Raw genomic sequence first — 18,181 nt, forward strand, 5'->3', positions numbered from 1 at the left:
TACATGCAGTTGTGTAAGCAAAAGTCAGTCAAAACTGATAGAAATCAAAAGAAATGTTGGAAACGAGAGGAACCAAATATTGCGTAATTCCATATCCAGTAGTAATATAGAAGAATAGAGGGGCCTGAGAGACAACAGAACTACATTATAAATAAAAAGAGCAACTCGTTAAAGTTGCTCTTATCTCTTACCCCGAAAGTGTTTAAAAGTTGCGGTAGAGAGGACTTGAAACAAAACGAGCTTGCGCCCACCAGCCCCTCAAGCTGACGTGTCTACCAATTCCACCACTACCGCGTAATTGGTGATGTGATAATACCTAAGAGCACCTTTTTTGTCAACGCACTTTCTCCCTTTTTCTCATCCTCCTCAAGAGCTTCGAAATTGAATAAAAAAGCCCTTTTGACAGGTAAATAAGAGAAATTAACAAAAATCTAACATTCCTGTAACACTATACTTCGGACCGGGATGAGAAATATGAGAGTATAAAATATGCACGTCATTGACCGAGTTGAGAGGGGAGAATATCCTGTATCTATCTAGGCCGTGTTCCCGCCGTCCATATTGAGGATAAATCGTGTACAGAAAATCATTTTTTCAACAGCTTTTTTATACAATTTTTTTACTCCTGCTCATAACAATCGTCCTCTATTTTGCCGTCACAATCGGCATCGTCAAAAAAGGAATGAACCGGGAAACACTGCAGCGTCAGATGGCCATGAACCAGATGGCGGTTAACCTGATTCCTCCTGCAGGATTTGATGAGGATGGAGGGCCACAGAAATACAGTGAAACCCTTGTAAAGGGAACCCAGCTGCGGATGACTATCATCGACAAAACAGGCCTGGTCCTCGCTGATACCTTCGAGGACATCGAGACCATGGACAACCATTCCTATAGACCCGAGGTCCAGAGGGCCCTACTCAACGGATGGGGGAGTTCCACCAGATACAGCAGCACTGTCTCCATGATGATGCTCTACACGGCGGTGTATGATGAGGGGCATGAACTGGTTGTCAGGCTCTCTCAATCGGTGGATCATATTCAGGATGACCTGGATCGAATTTATGAACAGATCCTTCTGATCTTTTTTGGAGTTCTTGTCTTGGGTGGAATCCTGACTGTTATCATCGCCCGGCGTTTAGGTTCTACTATGAGTTCTGTCAAGGAAGTTGCCGGAGAGTTCGCAAGGGGTAATTTTGATGTTGAACTGGATGTCTCGGGTTCACGGGAAGCCATTTCACTGACCCGCTCCATCAATGTCATGGGGCGCCAGCTTCAGGATAAAATCAGTACCATAACCTATCAGAAGAATGAACTGCAGGGGATGCTCAACAGCATGCGTGAGCCTGTCATCCTGTTGAATCACCGGTTGGAAGTCAAAGAAATGAATCCAGCTGCCCTGGCCATGGTGGAGCCGGGTGACGGTTTATCCTATCTGGGCAAGGGAATCCTTCAGATCATGAAATCTGTTGAGACCTGTGAACTGGCAGAAAAAGCGTTGAAATCCCGGGAACCTCAGGAAAGTATCATTCACTATACGGTGAGGGATTTATACCTGCAGGTGAATGCCACTTCTTTGTTTCAGGATGAAGACAATCCTCCCACGGTGCTCCTTGTAATGAATGATATTACAAACATCAAGAAGCTGGAGGTCCTGCGGAAGGACTTTGTGGCCAATGTTTCCCATGAGCTGAAAACTCCTGTCACCTCCATCATGGGATATGCGGAAACCCTGAACTCGGGAGCATTGGAATACCCTGATAAAGCCAAAGAGTTTGTCGAAATTATCTTTCGTCAGACCCGGAATCTCAGTGCCCTGATCGATGATCTTCTGACCCTGTCCAGGCTCGAAGACGGGCGCAGACGGTTTCATAAGGAAAAAATCCCTCTCTGCGATCTTCTTGGCAGTGCCGTATTGGTCTGCCAGCAAAAGGCCAGTGATAAAAAATCTGTCATTGAGGTTGAATGTAATTCAGCCTGTCTGGTCTCGGCGCATCCTGTCTTATTGGAACAGGCTGTGACCAATCTTATCGAGAATGCCGTGAAATACAGTTCGGATGAGAAGACTGTCACTGTTAAGGGATATTATAAGGATGAACAGATCTGTATTGAGGTGAAGGACCAGGGATTCGGTATTCCTGAAAAGGATATGGAACGTATTTTTGAGCGTTTTTACAGGGTTGATAAAGCTCGGAGCCGTGAAATGGGCGGCACAGGGCTGGGTCTTTCCATAGTAAAACATATTGCTCAGATTCATAACGGAAGCGTCACTGTGGAGAGCCGGGAAGGTTTGGGCTGTACCTTTACTCTTTCCCTTCCCGGTGAAGATCCGGCAGTCACAGAGGAACTGCCGGTATAATCTAGTTGACTGAAAACTGATAGCTGCTGGTATGGGTGTATAATTCTCCCGGTTTAAGTATACAGCTGGGAAACTGGGTCTGATTCACACAATCTGGATAGAGCTGTGTCTCCAGGCAGAAGCCCCAGTTCTTTCCATAAATCTGACCGCCCCGTCCTTTCGCATCCTTCAGAAAATTTCCTGTATAAAACTGAACTCCCGGCTGGTCGGTGAATACGTCCATGCTGCGGCCGGAGACCGGATCATGAACTGTTCCGTATTTTCGTATTCCTCTGCCTGGAGCCAGAACATAGCAGTGATCATAACCGCCGCCATCCACCTGGTTTATCCGGGTTCCGATGGTCTCTTCTTCAGTAAAATCCATGACGGTTCCTTTTACCGATAGAATCTCTCCTGTGGGAATTTGCTTTTCATCCACGGGAAGATAAAAGGGGCAGTCTAACTGTACTCTGTGATCCAGAATAGTGGCTTTGTGTATTCCCCCCAGATTAAAGTAACTATGGTTAGTCAGATTGACGGGAGTCGCCTTATCTGTGACGGCTTTGTAGTCTAATATCAGCTCTCCCCCGGAGGTCAGGGTATAGGTCATGGTGGTGCTCAGATTTCCGGGAAACCCCTCTTCACCATCGGGGCTGAAGGCATTCAGGATCACACCCACTGCGTCCTTTTTTTCAAAAGGGCTTATGAGCCAGTTCTTTCTGTCAAAGGCGTTCTCAACGCCTCCATGGAGGCAGTTGGTTCCATTGTTCTGAGGCAGTTTGTACTCCTGACCTTCCAGAGTGAAGCGTCCATTCGCTATGCGGTTGCCGAATCTTCCAATGGCGGCACCAAAGAAAAAGCGTGTATCCGTATATTCTTTTAAGCTGTCGAATCCCAGAGTTATCTCTTCAATTTTTCCCTGGCGGTCTGGACACTTTATCGATGTGATAACCCCGCCGAAGCTGGTTATCTGAACAGAGAGTCCGTTGTTTCCTTCCAGGGTATACAGATCGGCAATGTTTCCATCGGGAAGAGTACCAAAAACCTTTTTGCTTATTTTCATATCCATCTCCTCATTTGTTCTCCAGGCTGCAGGGCCTTGGTTGGTTATAATGTGCTACCAGAAGTGGGCGCATTTCCGGCGGGTTATTCTCATTGGACCGAAGGGCCTTTTGGTGTATTCAAATTGGAATAAAAAAAACTCCAGCATAACCGGAGTTTTATTGTAGTCCAATAGTTGGTTTAAGCCAACTATGAAAATCTGAGATTATTTTGAGCAGACTTCCAGGGCTTTGTCTGCAGCCGTGGCTGCGTCGGGAGTGTAGATATCGGCACCGATGGAATCGCAGAAAGACTGTGTTACAGGAGCTCCGCCAATCATGATAGTGATTTTATCTCTGATACCCGCATCAACTGCTGCTTTCACAACATTTTCCATCTGAGTCATTGTTGTTGTTAAGAGAGCAGAAACGGCGATGATATTGGCATCATTCGCTTTTGCGGATTCCACATACTGCTCGGGAGATACGTCTGTACCCAGGTCAATGACTTCCAGCCCCTTTCCTTCGAGCATGATTTTAACAAGGTTCTTACCAATATCGTGAAGGTCTCCCTTCACTGTCCCCAGGACTACTTTTCCCTTTGTTTCGGCACCGCCGGCTTCCAATTCTGATTTGAGTACTTCCAAACCGGCATTCATGGCTCTGGCAGCTATCAGAACTTCGGGAACGAATACCTGATTGTTCTTGAATTTCACTCCCACAATATTCATGGCCGCCAGTAGGGCGTCATCCAGAATAGTCTGAGCAGGAATCCCTGCATCCAGGGCTTCCTGACATAATTCTTTTACTTCTTTTGCTTTACCTTTCTGCATCAATTCGGAAATCTGTTCGAGATCTGCCATCATGTTTCTCCTTGGTTGAACCGGGTTTTCCGGTTCTGTATTAAGTTAAATCGTCTAATACATTCGACTTAATCCACGAAGTGCGAAATGCGGCATACGGCGAGGTAGGATCTACCCCGGAAACCGGTCCATAAGAAGTATCCTGACTTGCAGTTCATTCTCCCCTGAGCCTTCCCGGTAAACTTTGTGCTTCCAGTGGCATGATTCAGGTTTGTCCCTGCTCACAGTGACGGGATCGTGGAGGATTCTCACCTCGCTTCCTTCATTCTGAACGATTAAAGTATGCTATGACAATAAGGTGCCGTATTGGAATTTATCTGTAATTTTTGGTAAAAAATGGGGAATTAGGTAAAAAATAATCCATATCAAATTACTAGCAATTAGGCGTGAAAGCATCGAAATGTGAATATAAAGGATCTACCGAATATCTTTTTAATGAATTTCCTGTGTTTTCAGATCAATTTTCCCTCGCTTTTCTCTGTATTTTCCAGGAGATAGATCCGTCATTTTTTTAAAAACTTTCGTATAGTAGCTCTGATCTTCGTATCCGACCATCCCGGCAATTTCAACGAGTGAGAATTTGCTGTTCATTAAGAGGTTCTTGCTTTTATTGATCCGCACCTGATTCAGATAGGTGTTAAAATTGCATTTCATCTCTTCTTTGAATATTTTACTGAAGTAGGCCGGACTCAGATAGACCGCAGAGGCCACTTCATCAAGAGTGACCTTATCCGCATAGTTTTTGTTGATATACTGAATGGTCTGATAGATGGCATCCGCATGTTTGACATCCCTCAAGTCAAAGACCAGGTCGGAGAAGCGTACGATGACCCTGGCAAGCCAACCCGCCAGGCCTTCAACCGAATTATAATTATTGATTTCTTTCAGATAGTTATAATTCATCCCGAAAATCTGTTCGGCATCGGCGCCGCCTTCCACGGCAGCCCTGGACAGGAGGATCAGCAGCTCTAATACCCTGGCCTTCACCACATCATATTTTCCCCCGGAGGAAAAGAACACTGCTCCGAGGATCTCATTGAGTACCCGTCGGGCTTCTTTGGAATCACCGGTCTGAATAAGATGGAGGAGCTCCCTTTCTTTCTCGATGGGATACTGGGAAAATTCTGTGTCTTTATACTCCATCTGTTTGATGTACTGAATATACTCTGAAATTTGAGACTGCTGGTCCATCGAGTCTTTTTTGGAAGTCAGCTCTGAATGATCACCTTCAATGAGATGAGAGGCGGTAATGAGCAGTAATTCGGAAAGGGCTTTCGCCTTTTCGGTTGTGACCAGGGGAATCTTTTCAAGATTCTCTCTCAATCCGGCTTGTTCGACAGAATCTTCGCCGAATTTTGATTTCAATTCCTCTATGAGCTCATCCGTTTCAATAATCAGTGACGGGCCCGCGATCAGCGCTCCTGTCATGAGTCCTTCCTCCATAAGGGGGGAGGCCCAGTGAAGCATATTGATGGGACAGAAGTAGATATAGCTCCCCCCGAACCGTTCTGCCTGGTAGCCGCCGTAGAGGTGAGCCTGGCGGCAGTCTGCCTTGTTGTCGCATAACTGATTCAATTGGGTGCAGAAAGGACAGACCCCGTCCTGGGCCCCGTCTTCATTCAGTCTGTATCCTTTATTGTTTATAACAAAACAATCCACCCCGGTGGCTTGTTTATAGGTCTTTGCAATTTCCAGGGCTTTTTTGTAGAAAGGGGAGATATAGTCTCTGGCTTTTACGTTCATAAGTTATATTGTAATCCTCAATCATATTCAGGGAAATACATATTCAGCATATATTCATCCTGAAATCCTTTATTAGATGATAATTCAATATATTTTGTCTTGTTCAGGATCATTTCTGTTTTATTCATTTCATCCAGGCTCAGGGCACAGCGGATGACTCCGGCGCCGCAGGAGTTCCCGACGGAGATTATCCTGCCCCGGAGTTCCTCAGGCAGGAGACCGATGCCCAGGGCGCTCTCGTGGTCGATATAGGAACCGAATCCTCCTGCCAGAAACACCTTCTTTATATCTGAAAGAGTGTATCCTGCTTCTTTGACCAGTGTGGCAATACCCGCTCCGATGGAGCCTTTTGCCAGCTGTACTTCCCGGAGGTCCTTTTGTGTGAAAACAAGGGATTTTTGTTCATCCCCCCAGGTAAAACAGATGTTTCCGTCCAGTTCTTTCAGAAAACTCTTTTGAACGGGAGGATTGTCACCCCAGTCCGAATCATCCTGAAAACGGCCTGTAAAGTCTGCCAGTTTTGTTTTTAAGAGATAGGCCGTCAGGTCGATGATCCCGGAGCCGCATATGCCGCAGACCGGTTTATCGTCTATGGTTTCCCATTCAAAGGCTTCTCCATCTTCTCTGAAGCAGCTGATGGCACCGGGAATCCCTCCCACACCGCATTGTATGTTTGCCCCTTCAAATGCCGGTCCTGCTGCTGTGGAGCAGCTGATCAGTCTGTCCCGGTTTCCCAAGGCAATTTCGCCGTTGGTACCTATATCCACCAGCAGGCATAGATCATCAGACTCGGCCATCTCGGTGGAGAGTATCCCCGCAATAATATCCGCACCAATGTATCCCGACAGGGAAGGAAGCAGAATAAAGCGGATGTGGTCGGGCAGGGATGATGCCAATTCGGAGGGTTTGAGTATCATGGCTTCTGTGGAGACTGGAATAAAGGGAGCCTGTGCAATGGTCTGAGGGGATAGTCCCTGGAGTATATGCATCATGGTGGTATTACCGGCGGTAAAAATCCCCATCAGGTCCTGCAGGACCAAGCCGGCTCCTTTCAGGGTTTCGGATGCCAGATCTTCAATCTGAGTACAGATCCGCTGCTGCAGTTGGCTCAGCTTGTCATTGTCATCTCCGATGTAGTCTATTCTGGAAATCACATCGGCTCCAAAGCTCTTTTGATTATTCAGTCCCGAAGCCGTTCCTATCTGCATTCCCGTTGTCAGATCCAGAAGATAGGCTACGATGGTCGTGGTTCCGATATCCACAGCCAGGGCATAGGGTTTTGTCCCGCTTGCTCCCGGAGTCAGATCTGTTATGGTTTTGCCGCAGAGGCTGGCGGTCATTATGTATTGTTCTTCTTTTTGAAACTTTGCCAGTTTTTTGCGGAGAGGGTGCTCCAGGATCGTCCCCTCGGGAAGGGCGTGAAGCATCCTGGTTTCCAGGGATCTCTGATCTTCCAGACTGGCTGGAGTCAGGGAAATCACTTCTTTTCTCAACAGGGGATTCAGGTTGCCCCTATAGGGGAGTCCACCTGAGACCTTGATTTTGGCAGTCTTTGTGCTGCTCTCCAGGCTTACGGCGATAGAACCCTCCGGATGGGTCAGGCAGGCCAGGCGGATTCCTTTTTCAATCTCATCGGGACTGAGGAATTTTCGCTCTTCATCACTGAGAGGGGAGACCTTTCCCTCCAGTATCCGAACCCTGCATTTACCACAGGTTCCCTTGCCGCCGCAGGGAGCATCCATGTTTACCGAGGGGATGCTGTGAATCAGGGAGAGCAGGTTTTCCCCGGGAGTCATTGTTTCATTGATAATCCTCGGACCATCATGTAAGGTAAAAGTTGTTGAATTCATTCTTTTCTCCCGGTAATCTCTATGTTAGGAGTTAAACAGCTGCTTATGGGGAAATCTTGTAAATTACCCGTACTTTTTTGTAATTATCAGTTTCAGGAGCCTAAATGAAAAATTTCATGGCTATTATACTCTTTTTATTTGTGATCTCTTCTCTGATGGCTACGCCGGAAGAAGATTTTCTGACTGACCTGCGGGATTCCCGTCTACAGGATGCCCGCTTCTTTCTGGATGATAAGCACTCGGTGAATATGGCACTGCACGAGGGCAACACGGCCCTTATCATCATGTGTAAAGAGCAGCGCAGCCTTGAAGTCCGCTGGTTGCTGGACCAGGGGGCAGATCCTGATCTCACTGATCCTCAAGGGCTGACCCCCTTAATGCATGCCGCCATAAAAGGAAACAGGAATCTGGCACAGATTCTTCTTCAGGAGGGCGCCTTTCTCAATCTTCAGTCTCCCCTGGGGTATACGGCCTTGCTGCTGGCTGTGAACAATGTTCGGACTGAACTGGCCCGCTATCTGGAAGAGAAGGGCGGCCGGATCATCGACGGGCATTATGATCATCCCGTTTTGAGTGAAATCTGGAACAGAAGGCAGCATTATGCCAGGGCTCTCAGCCTTAGGGAAAGCAGATGGGTTTATCATGAATTTCTCTCTACATTGATAAAGGGGGACTATGAAACCCTCCGTACCATGATAGAGACAGGAACAGATCCGAATGCGGCCGACACCGAGGGAGTTAGTGCTCTTATGATGGCGGCATCCCGGGACGACATATACACGGCAGATCTGCTTCTGTCCCAGGGAGCCAATCCGGCCTTGAAAGATAATCTGGATCTGAGTGCTCTCTGGTATGCCGCCTTTGAAAACCATCAGAAACTGATAGATCTCTTATTGGAATCGGGTATCACTGATGATGCGGCCTACCTGGAAAGCTCTGCCTTGTTCGGTGCCTTTGCATCCGGGTCTTATCCCGCCATGATAAGACTGATTGATGCCGGTTGGGATACGGAGAAGACAGGCCGCCTGGGAGCCTCTCTTGTTCATTACGCCACTTTTATGGGAGATTTGAGGACCCTTGTCGAATTAAAGAAAGCCGGAGCATCCTTAGGCCGGGTCGACGGGGACAATTTGACCGCCATGGATTATCTTATTCTGGGATACCATCTGAATGAAGAGGAATCCATTTATATTCCTGTTGCTTCATTTCTACGGGAAGAAGGAGTTGATGCGACTCTTGATCCTTCAGTCTTGGATAATATAAAACTCTCCCGTATAATCTATTCAAAATGGTAAGAGATTCGGGATATACCGGATTTTGAACCTCCTGGAGTTAAAAAATGATTGATTTTATAGCGGATAATTTTTATTACGTCTTTTTAGGATGGCTGGTTCTGAATCTGATTCAGAGACGTTACCGTGCAAGAGGCAGCAAGAAAAGAACAGCCACACTGTTTCAGGCAATCCTGATCTTTAATCTGTACATTGGTGCAACGGTTCTCAGAGAAGAAGGCTTTGAGCCGAAGTGGATCATCGTCCCCCTGGGTGCTATTGCCGCCATTATCTACTTTTTCAGGTCTAAAATTTTTCCATACCGAAGAGATTGTGCAAACTGCGGTGCCAAGCTGAATATGAATCAGATTTTTTTGTATGATGCCAACCTCTGCAGTAACTGTGATCCCCTGGAACAGCCTGAAGAGACAGATGCAGAAGAGACAGATGCAGAAGTTGAAGATGAGACGGAAGTTGAAGCTGATGAAGTGATCGAAGACAAAAGCGGGCAGATGGATTCTGAAGAGAGTGTTCCGGAAAAGGAAAAAGAGTCAGAATAGCCTGATTTTTCTCAGAGGAGTAAACATGGACCTTGAAAAATCACTGAAGGATCTGATCATTTCGGATGATCCGGATCTTATAAAAAAGACAGCTGATGAGTTAAAGGGCTTAAAATACAACCCCATCCTATTGACAGATTTTGATGATTTTCTGTCAGTAGACTCCTCCCGTTTTTTTCCAGAACTGGGAAAAATTCTGAACTCCCCGGAGGTCAGCGATGAATATCTCCCTCAGGGAGAAACCCGGGAGAGTTTCAGAGAAAAGAAAGCCCGTATCCTCCTATACCATTATAAATTACTGAACAGGCTGCGCCGGGGAGAACCCGAAGCCTGGGATGAAATTAACGAATTAATGGAAGACGATTAAAAAACCCTTGTACTTTTATACCCCTTGGCTTGACTGCAGCCTCCTCATACATTCTGTTACAGTAACATATCATTTTTTACTTGTTAAGAAAGCATTCTTTGATTAAAATCATAATTCAGAATAGTAAACGAGGGTATTAAGAAATGAGGGTACATTTATGATCCATTGGAAAAACATTAAAATTAGTGGAAAGATGTATATCGGCTTTGGCCTTTTGATTCTACTCACTTTGTTCGTGGCTCTCTGGGCTATCAATGGAATCTCCGAAATTGTGGTCAATGCAGATGAAGTCATCACCGGCAACAAGCTGGATTCCCTTCTGGCAGAAAAAGAGGTGGATCACCTCAACTGGGCCAGCGAGGTCAATTCCCTCCTGTCTGATGATACGGTTGTAAAACTGAATATTCAGCTGGATGATCATAAATGTGCTTTTGGTCTATGGCTCTATGGCTCAGGACGGACTGAGGCTGAAGCCCTGATTCCCTCTCTGGCTCCCCTTTTTAAAAAAATGGAAGACCCCCATTACAGGCTCCATGAATCTGCCGGCAAAATTGACAAAATATTTGTACAGGCAGACAGATCTTTGCCTGCCCTTCTGTCTGACCGACAGATCGATCACCTCTACTGGGCGGGAGATATCAGAGATACTTTTCTGAAGGGAGAAGGTTTCCTTGAAGTAGAAACCGATTCTAATCTCTGCGCCCTTGGAAAATGGTTGAGCAGCGATAAGGCTGCACTTCTCTATGAAAATGGATCTTCTCTATTTAAGACTCACTGGGATGCCATGCTGGTTCATCATGAAGCCCTTCATGCTTCCGCCATTGAAATCGACCGGCTCCTGGCCTTGAATACAACCCAGGCAAGAAACTACTTTACCGGAACAACCCTTCCTCTTTTGGATTCCACTCTGGCCGATCTTAAATCCATGAAAACCATCGCAGAAGACGAGATGGCCGCCATGACTCAGTCCTCTATTATTTTTGCCAGTGAAACACAACCAGCCCTCAAAGTGGTGCAGGCCATTCTCAAAGAAATCCGAACGGAAGCCCGAGCGCATCTGATGACGGATGAAGCAATGATGAGATCTGCCAAGTCTACAAGAACAGTGGTGCTCTTCATCACAATCATCGCATTTTTTATCAGTATTCTCATGGCCTTTGCCATCTCCAGGGGTATCTGTGGTCCCATGTACAAAGGGATTTTATTTGCAGAGCAGTTATCCCGGGGAGACCTGACGGCAGTCATCAATGTAGATCAGAAAGATGAGGTGGGGCAGCTGGCGGCGGCTCTCACTGAGATGAGAAACAGCTTACGTGACCTTTTCCTTCAGGTACAACAGGGGTCGGATAATGTCTCTAATGGCAGTCTGCAGTTGAGTTCCACTTCTCAGCTGCTCTCTCAGGGTGCTGCCGAACAGGCTTCTTCTGTAGAAGAAATCTCATCCTCCATGGAAGAGATGGGTGCTAATATTGAACAGAACTCGGATAATTCCATCCAGACGGAACGGATCTCCAGAGAAGCCGCCGAGGTTGTGGAACAAGGCAGTGCCGCAGTCCTTATCACCGTTGAAGCCATGAAGAATATATCGGCGAAGATCAGTATTATTGAGGATATTGCCAGATCAACCAATATGCTGAGTCTCAACGCTGCCATAGAAGCCGCCAGAGCGGGAGAACATGGAAAAGGTTTTGCCGTCGTGGCCGCAGAGGTCGGGAAATTGGCGATCAGCAGTAAATTGGCTGCCAGTGAAATATCAGAGCTAGCCAATAACAGTGTCAAACAGGCCATCGATGCGGGTGAAATGATGCAGAATATTGTTCCGAAGATTAAGAATACTGCCAGCCTGATTCAAGATATTGCCACCTCCTCCAAAGAGCAGAGTTCCGGAGCCTCCCAGGTCGTAGAGGCGATCAATCAACTAAATTCTGTTATTCAGCAGAATGCCTCGTCATCTGAGGAATCAGCATCCATGGCTGAGGAGTTGTCGGCTCAGGCGGAAAATTTGCAATCTTTGATCTCATTTTTTAAACTTGGCGTTGATAAGAGGGTGAGTGAGTCTATCAAAGGGGTTTCTAAACAGACAAAGCAGACAAAGAAGATTCCCTTTAACTCAGATTCTCAACGTATTCCTGTCGGTAAAACAATAAAGCCTGACAACCAGTCTTTGGAGCAGGATGATTCCGGATTTGAAGAGTTCTAGTCTTTTTATCCTGTACCCTGGTGTCTCTTTTGAGGGGGATCTGGAAGTCTTTGGAGATATTATTGTATAAGAGGTCCAGTGGAGAATAAAAATGATAGTCTGAGAGCTTTGAGGCTGATCAACAAGGTTCTTATCTCAGAAACAGATCAGCACATCCTCCTGAATTCTCTGAGCCAAATCCTTTTAAAAGAGAAAGGTTATTTTAACATATGGATCATCCTGACTCTTCACGATATTCCTGTTGAACCTTATTATCACGCCGGATTCGGTACTGGCCGGGACTCATCCTTTGAACCAATGGCCCGAATCCTCAAAAAGGGGATCATGCCTCCCTGTGCTCAAAAATTAACTGAGTCGAAAAATCTGTACATCATTGATGATCTTTCTCATGAGTGCAAACTTTGCCCTTTTTATGAGACATACAAGAACCGTGCAGGCATAACCAGAAGACTGGGCTCGGGGAAGACTTCTCTGGGTTGGATCAGTGCTTCTGTTCCCAAAGCCTTTATTGAGGATAAGGAGGAACAGGATTTCTTTATTGAGATTACAGATCAGATCAGCCATGCCCTTGAAATCCTGAATTATAAAACATCACAGAATAACATGGGGAATAAATACAATGCTTTTGCGGACACTACTTCTGATGGCATTCTTGAAATAGACCTCCAGGGACATTTGATTTCAGCCAATAAGAGCTCCCATTCCCTGCTGGGACCTTTGCTTCAGGAGCGGTTCGGTCTCTCTCTTGAGCCACTTATGAATGCGGAAAATTTCAGATTGTTTGAAGAATCCATCCTCACCGCGCAGAAAGAGGAAAAAGCGGTCAATAGAATTCTGGAGGGAAAAGACTGGAATAGTCAGATTATCTCTCTCTCTATTTCTTTATATCCTCGGAAAAGTTTGACCGGTGTCATCATCGGATTTTCAATTTTTTTACGGGAAGTCACAGAAACCAGTAAGAAACTGGAGGATATTAAAAAGAGTGAAGAACGGTTTTTCAACATGTTTAGAAATGCTCCCCTGGCGTACCAGTCACTGGATGAAGAGGGACGCTTTCTGGAAGTCAATGATAACTGGCTTGAGTTGACCGGATATGAACGGGACGAAGTCCTTGGACACTGGTTTGGTGATTATCTTGCCCCGGGATACAAAGAGGTCTTTGAACAAAGATTTCCTCTCTTTAAGAAGAGGGGCCAGGTTCACAGTGAATTCTATATGGTTACAAAGAAGGGAACCAATCGATATATCAGTTTTGAAGGCAGGATCGGATATAAAGAAGACGGTTCATTCCGGCAGACTCATTGTGTCCTCACCGATGTTACAGAAAGAAAGAGATCTGAAGATGCAGTCAAAGAGAATGAAGCTTACTTTAGAAGCATTTTTGAATATATCGATTCGGGAATTGTTATCTACGAGCCTTTTAATGATGGTGAGGATTTTATATTTCGTGATTTGAATCCGGCAGGTCAGCTGATGAGTAAGGTGCAGCTGGCGGATGTTAAAGGCAGGAAGGTCAGTGAGGTGTTTCCCGGAGTAAAGGAAATAGGTCTTTTTGATTGCCTTCAAAAGACACATGAAACTGGAGAATCTATCTATCTACCCGTCCGGGAATATAAGGATAACCGAACCTCCCTGGTCGTTGAGAATCATATTTCACGTCTACCTTCAGGGAATTTGCTGGTCATATATGATGACAGAACCAAGCAGGCCCAGATGGAACAGCGTTTACGTCAAACAGAAAAAATGGAGGCCATCGGTCATCTTGCCGGCGGCATCGCTCATGATTTTAATAATATTCTGACAGGTATCCTCGGCTATGCCGAGCTGGTGGGTCTTAAAAAAATTATGGATGAAGATATCCAGCACTATATGAAAAACATTGTTTCCGCGGGAGAGCGGGCTAAAAAACTGGTTCAGCAAATTCTTTCCTTCAGCCGACAGGTTCCAGAGAGGAATGATATTTTTTTCCTTATCCCTGTCATTCAGGAAGCCCTTCAGTTTCTGAGAGCAACCATCCCTGCGTCAATACATATCAATACTTCTTTTTCGGAGGAAACAAATCCGATCCTGGGTGATTCGACAAGGATACATGAAATCATGATGAATCTGTGCACCAATGCCTCTCATGCCATGGGAGAAATTGGAACTCTTGATGTCAGCCTTAAAGAGGAGAATGTTCAAGACCCTAGAGAGGGTGCTCTTGGTCATTTCCAGCCGGGTCACTATGCGGTTCTGACCGTGAGAGATAACGGTTCCGGTATGAATAAAGAGACTCTGAGTCATATATTTGAACCCTTCTTTACCACCAAGAGTACCGGCGAAGGTACGGGAATGGGACTCTCCGTTGTCTTTGGAATCATCAGGAATCATAAGGGAAATATCATTGTCAACTCCATCCCTGATGAAGGAACGGAGTTTCAAATCTATATTCCTCAGGAAATCAAGAAAAACGGTAGTGAACTCTCAGCTTAAACCTGTGAGAATCGAAGATCTGTTCAAGACCATTCGTCGGGTTCTGCATGAATCGTGACGATGGGGGATCCCAGCTCTTTAGTAATAACTTTTTCCACTTCATGACATTTCTGATGGGCATTTTGAATACTCATATTCCTGTCTACACGAATGTGCAGATCCAGCACAATATAGGAACCGACACGACGCATTCTAAGATTATGGGGATCAGTTACACCAGGTACGTTTCCGGCAATCTGCAGAACTTTATCCTGCAGTTCTGGTTCTACCGCGGCCTCAACCAATTCGGCCAGTGCATTCTTCAGGATACCGAAGGCCGTCCAGCATATGATGGCACTGACAATGATTCCGGCAATGGGATCAAGAATATGGAATGAAGGGCCGAGTAGAATGGCCCCGGAAATGCCCAGAAGAGCCCCGATAGACGAGAATGCATCGGAACGGTGATGCCAGGCATTGGCTATCACAGCCTGGCTCCTGATCTTCTTCCCGACCCGTAAGGTATATCTGTAAAGGATTTCTTTCGCCAGGATGGAACTGGCGGCAGCGACGAGGGCCAGATTTCCCGGTTTTCCAGGAATTTCCCCCTCCAGTGCCTGCAGAATGGCTTGCCCTCCGGAAATCAGGAGACCCGCACCAACCGCCAGAAGGGCTCCTCCAATGAACACCGTTCCCAGGGTTTCAAATTTTCCATGACCATACTGATGGTTTCTGTCTACCGGCTGCTTGGCCAGTTTGATGGTGGCCAGAACAACAATATCTGTCGCGAGGTCCGAGAGGGAGTGGACACTGTCGGCAACCATGGCGGCACTGCCGGCCACAATTCCTGCTGCCATTTTTGCAATGGAAAGGAGAAGGTTGACGATGGACCCTATGAGAGTAATCCGGCTGGCCTGGCTGGCTCTTTCAAAAGCCTCATTCATCCTAAGGCCCCCATTTTTGAATCTGCGTCTATTTTATTGAGTGCCTGTATGAGAAGGGTATTGAGGGTCTCTGTGTTTTGAGAGCCGATTGCCCCCAGCATCTGCCGGGCATATCCCTTGTGGATAGCATCGTGCAGGTTTGATATTTCAAGCCCTTTCGCTGTCAGGTTAACAACAACGGCCCGCCGATCGTCCCTGGACTTCTCCTTATTCAGATACCCCTTTTTCTCCAGAAGATTCACCGTCACTGTTGCCGTCGGCATGCTGATGGCCAATGCCTCCGCCAGCTGACCGATCCGTACTTTTCCCAGATGCCGGGCCATATCCAGGCAGTGAATCTGACTGCCTGTGAGGGAGGAGAGACTGGATGTTGAAATGGCATTCCGTTCATGATTTTCCAGACTGTAGGAAAGACGTTCAATCGTGACGGCTAGACGTGAGAGTACTTCATTACTCTCTTCTGTATAATTGTTTATATTATTTAGTTTCATTTAACTAAATAATATTCATTTTCTCAGCTTCTGTCAATATTCAAATGCTGCCGGGGCTTCTTCCTTTCTGACGAATCGGGGAAAAAATCCCGGCAGGACGAAATTTATGATCGGATACTGTACCTTTTCTCTCTTGTATCCCTGATAATATCTATGATAATTTGCTCTCAATGAAACCATTCACAACTCTCCCTCTCTCACAGGTCTTTCTAGACAACATACAGAGTCTTAAATACGAAACAATGACTGATATTCAGGAAATGAGTATTCCCCCCATTTTGAAGGGCCGGGACGTTCTGGCTCAGGCCAAGACCGGCAGTGGAAAAACGGCCGCTTTTGGAATCGGGTTGCTCCATAATATGGATACACAGCGCTATCGTGTACAGGCCCTTGTTCTGTGTCCCACCCGGGAACTGGCAGAACAGGTTACGGGAGAAATACGACGGCTGGCCCGGTTCCAGCACAATATAAAACTTCTGAAAATCACCGGTGGGTTTCCCATGCGTAAACAGGAACACTCTCTCAGTCACCAGGCCCATATCGTGGTGGGAACACCCGGACGCATTCAGAAACTCCTTCATAAGGGAGCTTTGATTCTGGATGAAGTCAAAATGGTAGTACTGGATGAGGCCGACCGTATGCTGGATATGGGATTCATCGATCAGATCGAAGACATTCTGGCCTTTGCTCCCACGAAAAGACAGACCCTTTGTTTTTCTGCCACCTTCCCTGATGAAATTAAAGCTCTCAGTCAATCCGTTATGAATGATCCCGTCGAGATCACCGTGGAAACACAGCATGAACCCACGGTGATCAAACAGTTCTTTTACGAAATGGCACCAACGACCAAGGCCAAAGCAGTGGTTTCTCTTTTGGCAAAACATAAGCCGGAATCGACAATCGTTTTTTGTAACACTAAAGATTCCTGCCGCAAGGTGGAACAGGAGCTGCTGGCAACGGGCCTTCACAGCCTGGCCATTCATGGAGACCTGGAACAAAAAGAGCGGACCGAAGTTCTTATCCGCTTTTCAAACGGCAGCTGCAGAATCCTTGTTGCCACAGATGTGGCTGCCAGAGGACTCGATATAAAAGATCTGAGTGCCGTCATCAACTATGAACTTCCCTTTGAGACCGAAACCTATGTTCACCGGATCGGACGCACCGGCAGAGCCGGGTCTGAAGGACTTGCTTTCTCCCTCATGAAGGCAAAGGATTCAGTGAGGCTTGATTTGATCAATGAGTTTACTAACAGTCGCTACATAGCAGAGCATCTTGAATTTGAAGAGTCATGTTCTGTGGAAGATCTGGCTCCCTCCATGATCACCCTCTCTATCAACGGAGGGAGGAGGAATAAGATCAGTGCCGGTGATATCCTGGGGGCTCTTACATCCAAAAACGGTATTCCCGGGGATGATGTAGGAAAGATAGATCGTCAGGATTATATCACCTTTGTGGCTGTCAAACGGGGCAGTGCCGCCAGGGCTTTAAAAGTCCTGGAAGAGGATCAGATCAAGGGGCGTTTATTCAAGGCCATGATCCATGACAGCTGATTCTTAAGGACCGTCTCCTCTCTGTGAGCCTTGTAATTTTTTATATATTAGTAGATAACTAATATATAAGCTTATCGAGGGCAGGCAATATGACAGAATCTTTCAAGGATTATCTCAAGACTTATCAGGAGATATTAAAAAATCTATTCACAGATCAGGACTCTCCTGAAGAGGCGGAGCAGCAAAGAGGCATTCCTCAAAGAGTTCTGGATGAGATAGCGGTTCTCAGCCCCTCTGCGGTTTCCATACCCGAAGCCTATGGCGGTAAGGGTAGCAAACCCGTGGAAATATTGAGCCTTCTGGAATCCACTTCCTATGAATCACTGCCCTTGTCACTGATTCTGGGTATCAATGGAGCTCTGTTCCTGGAGCCCTTAGCCAAATATGGAGAAGAAAAACTGAAGAAGGATACCTTTGGTTTATTCCTCAAGAACAATTCTCTCGGCGGATTGATGATCACCGAACCCGGGTATGGTACGGATGCTCTGGCCATGAAGACCAGCTGGGAAAAGC

The 18,181-nt window shown here is 46.4% G+C and carries 14 protein-coding genes, 1 tRNA gene and 1 riboswitch; of the genes, 8 read left to right on the forward strand and 7 right to left on the reverse strand.

What is annotated here, in order from left to right:
- Positions 1-210 precede the first annotated feature (210 nt).
- Positions 211-294: transfer RNA gene (locus PF479_RS13895), tRNA-Leu, on the reverse strand.
- A gap of 280 nt (positions 295-574) precedes the next feature.
- Between PF479_RS13895 and PF479_RS13900 the strand changes: the two genes are divergently transcribed.
- On the forward strand, positions 575-2,359 hold the full coding sequence (locus PF479_RS13900) for an ATP-binding protein (protein ID WP_298007630.1): 1,785 nt from the start codon (positions 575-577) through the stop codon (positions 2,357-2,359).
- 1 nt (position 2,360) lies between these two features.
- Here the strand turns inward: PF479_RS13900 and PF479_RS13905 are convergent, their stop codons facing one another.
- The 4 genes from PF479_RS13905 to PF479_RS13920 all read right to left on the reverse strand — a co-directional run bounded on the left by PF479_RS13905 (position 2,361) and on the right by PF479_RS13920 (position 7,834).
- Positions 2,361-3,401 carry an aldose epimerase family protein gene (locus PF479_RS13905; RefSeq protein WP_298007632.1) on the reverse strand — a complete coding sequence of 347 codons (1,041 nt, stop codon included), beginning with the start codon at positions 3,399-3,401 and terminating at the stop codon, positions 2,361-2,363.
- Positions 3,402-3,605: 204 nt separating this feature from the next.
- The gene (locus tag PF479_RS13910) at positions 3,606-4,244 is read right to left on the reverse strand and encodes a corrinoid protein (protein WP_298007634.1); all 639 of its coding nucleotides are present in this window, start codon (positions 4,242-4,244) and stop codon (positions 3,606-3,608) included.
- 111 nt (positions 4,245-4,355) lie between these two features.
- Positions 4,356-4,546: riboswitch (cobalamin riboswitch) on the reverse strand.
- A gap of 127 nt (positions 4,547-4,673) precedes the next feature.
- Positions 4,674-5,984 carry a PocR ligand-binding domain-containing protein gene (locus tag PF479_RS13915; protein ID WP_298007636.1) on the reverse strand — a complete coding sequence of 437 codons (1,311 nt, stop codon included), beginning with the start codon at positions 5,982-5,984 and terminating at the stop codon, positions 4,674-4,676.
- Between the two features lie 17 nt (positions 5,985-6,001).
- The gene (locus tag PF479_RS13920; RefSeq protein WP_298007638.1) at positions 6,002-7,834 is read right to left on the reverse strand and encodes an ASKHA domain-containing protein; all 1,833 of its coding nucleotides are present in this window, start codon (positions 7,832-7,834) and stop codon (positions 6,002-6,004) included.
- A 104-nt stretch (positions 7,835-7,938) separates the two neighbouring features.
- On the opposite strand from PF479_RS13920, the gene PF479_RS13925 reads away from it, so the two are divergent.
- The 5 genes from PF479_RS13925 to PF479_RS13945 all read left to right on the forward strand — a co-directional run bounded on the left by PF479_RS13925 (position 7,939) and on the right by PF479_RS13945 (position 14,704).
- Positions 7,939-9,129, forward strand: coding sequence for an ankyrin repeat domain-containing protein (locus PF479_RS13925; RefSeq protein WP_298007640.1), 1,191 nt, complete (start codon positions 7,939-7,941; stop codon positions 9,127-9,129).
- A 44-nt stretch (positions 9,130-9,173) separates the two neighbouring features.
- The gene (locus tag PF479_RS13930) at positions 9,174-9,665 is read left to right on the forward strand and encodes a hypothetical protein (RefSeq protein WP_298007642.1); all 492 of its coding nucleotides are present in this window, start codon (positions 9,174-9,176) and stop codon (positions 9,663-9,665) included.
- Between the two features lie 25 nt (positions 9,666-9,690).
- Positions 9,691-10,032: a hypothetical protein gene (locus PF479_RS13935; protein WP_298007644.1), complete on the forward strand. Its 342-nt coding sequence runs from the start codon at positions 9,691-9,693 to the stop codon at positions 10,030-10,032.
- A gap of 157 nt (positions 10,033-10,189) precedes the next feature.
- On the forward strand, positions 10,190-12,232 hold the full coding sequence (locus tag PF479_RS13940; RefSeq protein ID WP_298007646.1) for a methyl-accepting chemotaxis protein: 2,043 nt from the start codon (positions 10,190-10,192) through the stop codon (positions 12,230-12,232).
- A gap of 78 nt (positions 12,233-12,310) precedes the next feature.
- Entirely contained in the window at positions 12,311-14,704 is a 2,394-nt protein-coding gene (locus PF479_RS13945) for a PAS domain-containing sensor histidine kinase (protein ID WP_298007648.1), read from the forward strand.
- 23 nt (positions 14,705-14,727) lie between these two features.
- On the opposite strand, the gene PF479_RS13950 is transcribed toward PF479_RS13945, so the two are convergent.
- Both PF479_RS13950 and PF479_RS13955 read right to left on the reverse strand, forming a co-directional pair.
- Entirely contained in the window at positions 14,728-15,627 is a 900-nt protein-coding gene (locus tag PF479_RS13950; RefSeq protein ID WP_298007650.1) for a cation diffusion facilitator family transporter, read from the reverse strand.
- Entirely contained in the window at positions 15,624-16,118 is a 495-nt protein-coding gene (locus PF479_RS13955) for a MarR family transcriptional regulator (protein WP_298007652.1), read from the reverse strand. Before PF479_RS13955 ends, PF479_RS13950 begins: the two co-directional genes overlap by 4 nt.
- 170 nt (positions 16,119-16,288) lie before the next feature.
- Here PF479_RS13955 and dbpA point away from each other — a divergent pair, with 170 nt between their 5' ends.
- Together dbpA and PF479_RS13965 are read left to right on the forward strand one after the other, a co-directional pair.
- Positions 16,289-17,668, forward strand: a complete 1,380-nt coding sequence (gene dbpA / locus PF479_RS13960) for an ATP-dependent RNA helicase DbpA (RefSeq protein WP_298007653.1) — start codon at positions 16,289-16,291, stop codon at positions 17,666-17,668.
- 89 nt (positions 17,669-17,757) lie between these two features.
- On the forward strand, positions 17,758-18,181 hold a 424-nt coding region (locus PF479_RS13965), incomplete at its 3' end, for an acyl-CoA dehydrogenase family protein (RefSeq protein ID WP_298007655.1).

The sequence above is a fragment of the Oceanispirochaeta sp. genome (assembly GCF_027859075.1).
Taxonomy (GTDB): domain Bacteria; phylum Spirochaetota; class Spirochaetia; order DSM-2461; family DSM-2461; genus Oceanispirochaeta.

What these genes read in the sequence shown, in the direction of transcription:
- PF479_RS13905 (WP_298007632.1), bottom strand. Translation starts at nt 3,401, where the DNA reads ATGAAAATAAGCAAAAAGGTTTTTGGTACTCTTCCCGATGGAAACATT.
- PF479_RS13910 (WP_298007634.1), bottom strand. Translation starts at nt 4,244, where the DNA reads ATGATGGCAGATCTCGAACAGATTTCCGAATTGATGCAGAAAGGTAAA.
- PF479_RS13915 (WP_298007636.1), bottom strand. Translation starts at nt 5,984, where the DNA reads ATGAACGTAAAAGCCAGAGACTATATCTCCCCTTTCTACAAAAAAGCC.
- PF479_RS13920 (WP_298007638.1), bottom strand. Translation starts at nt 7,834, where the DNA reads ATGAATTCAACAACTTTTACCTTACATGATGGTCCGAGGATTATCAAT.
- PF479_RS13925 (WP_298007640.1), top strand. Translation starts at nt 7,939, where the DNA reads ATGAAAAATTTCATGGCTATTATACTCTTTTTATTTGTGATCTCTTCT.
- PF479_RS13930 (WP_298007642.1), top strand. Translation starts at nt 9,174, where the DNA reads ATGATTGATTTTATAGCGGATAATTTTTATTACGTCTTTTTAGGATGG.
- PF479_RS13935 (WP_298007644.1), top strand. Translation starts at nt 9,691, where the DNA reads ATGGACCTTGAAAAATCACTGAAGGATCTGATCATTTCGGATGATCCG.
- PF479_RS13940 (WP_298007646.1), top strand. Translation starts at nt 10,190, where the DNA reads ATGATCCATTGGAAAAACATTAAAATTAGTGGAAAGATGTATATCGGC.
- PF479_RS13950 (WP_298007650.1), bottom strand. Translation starts at nt 15,627, where the DNA reads ATGAATGAGGCTTTTGAAAGAGCCAGCCAGGCCAGCCGGATTACTCTC.
- PF479_RS13955 (WP_298007652.1), bottom strand. Translation starts at nt 16,118, where the DNA reads ATGAAACTAAATAATATAAACAATTATACAGAAGAGAGTAATGAAGTA.
- dbpA (WP_298007653.1), top strand. Translation starts at nt 16,289, where the DNA reads ATGAAACCATTCACAACTCTCCCTCTCTCACAGGTCTTTCTAGACAAC.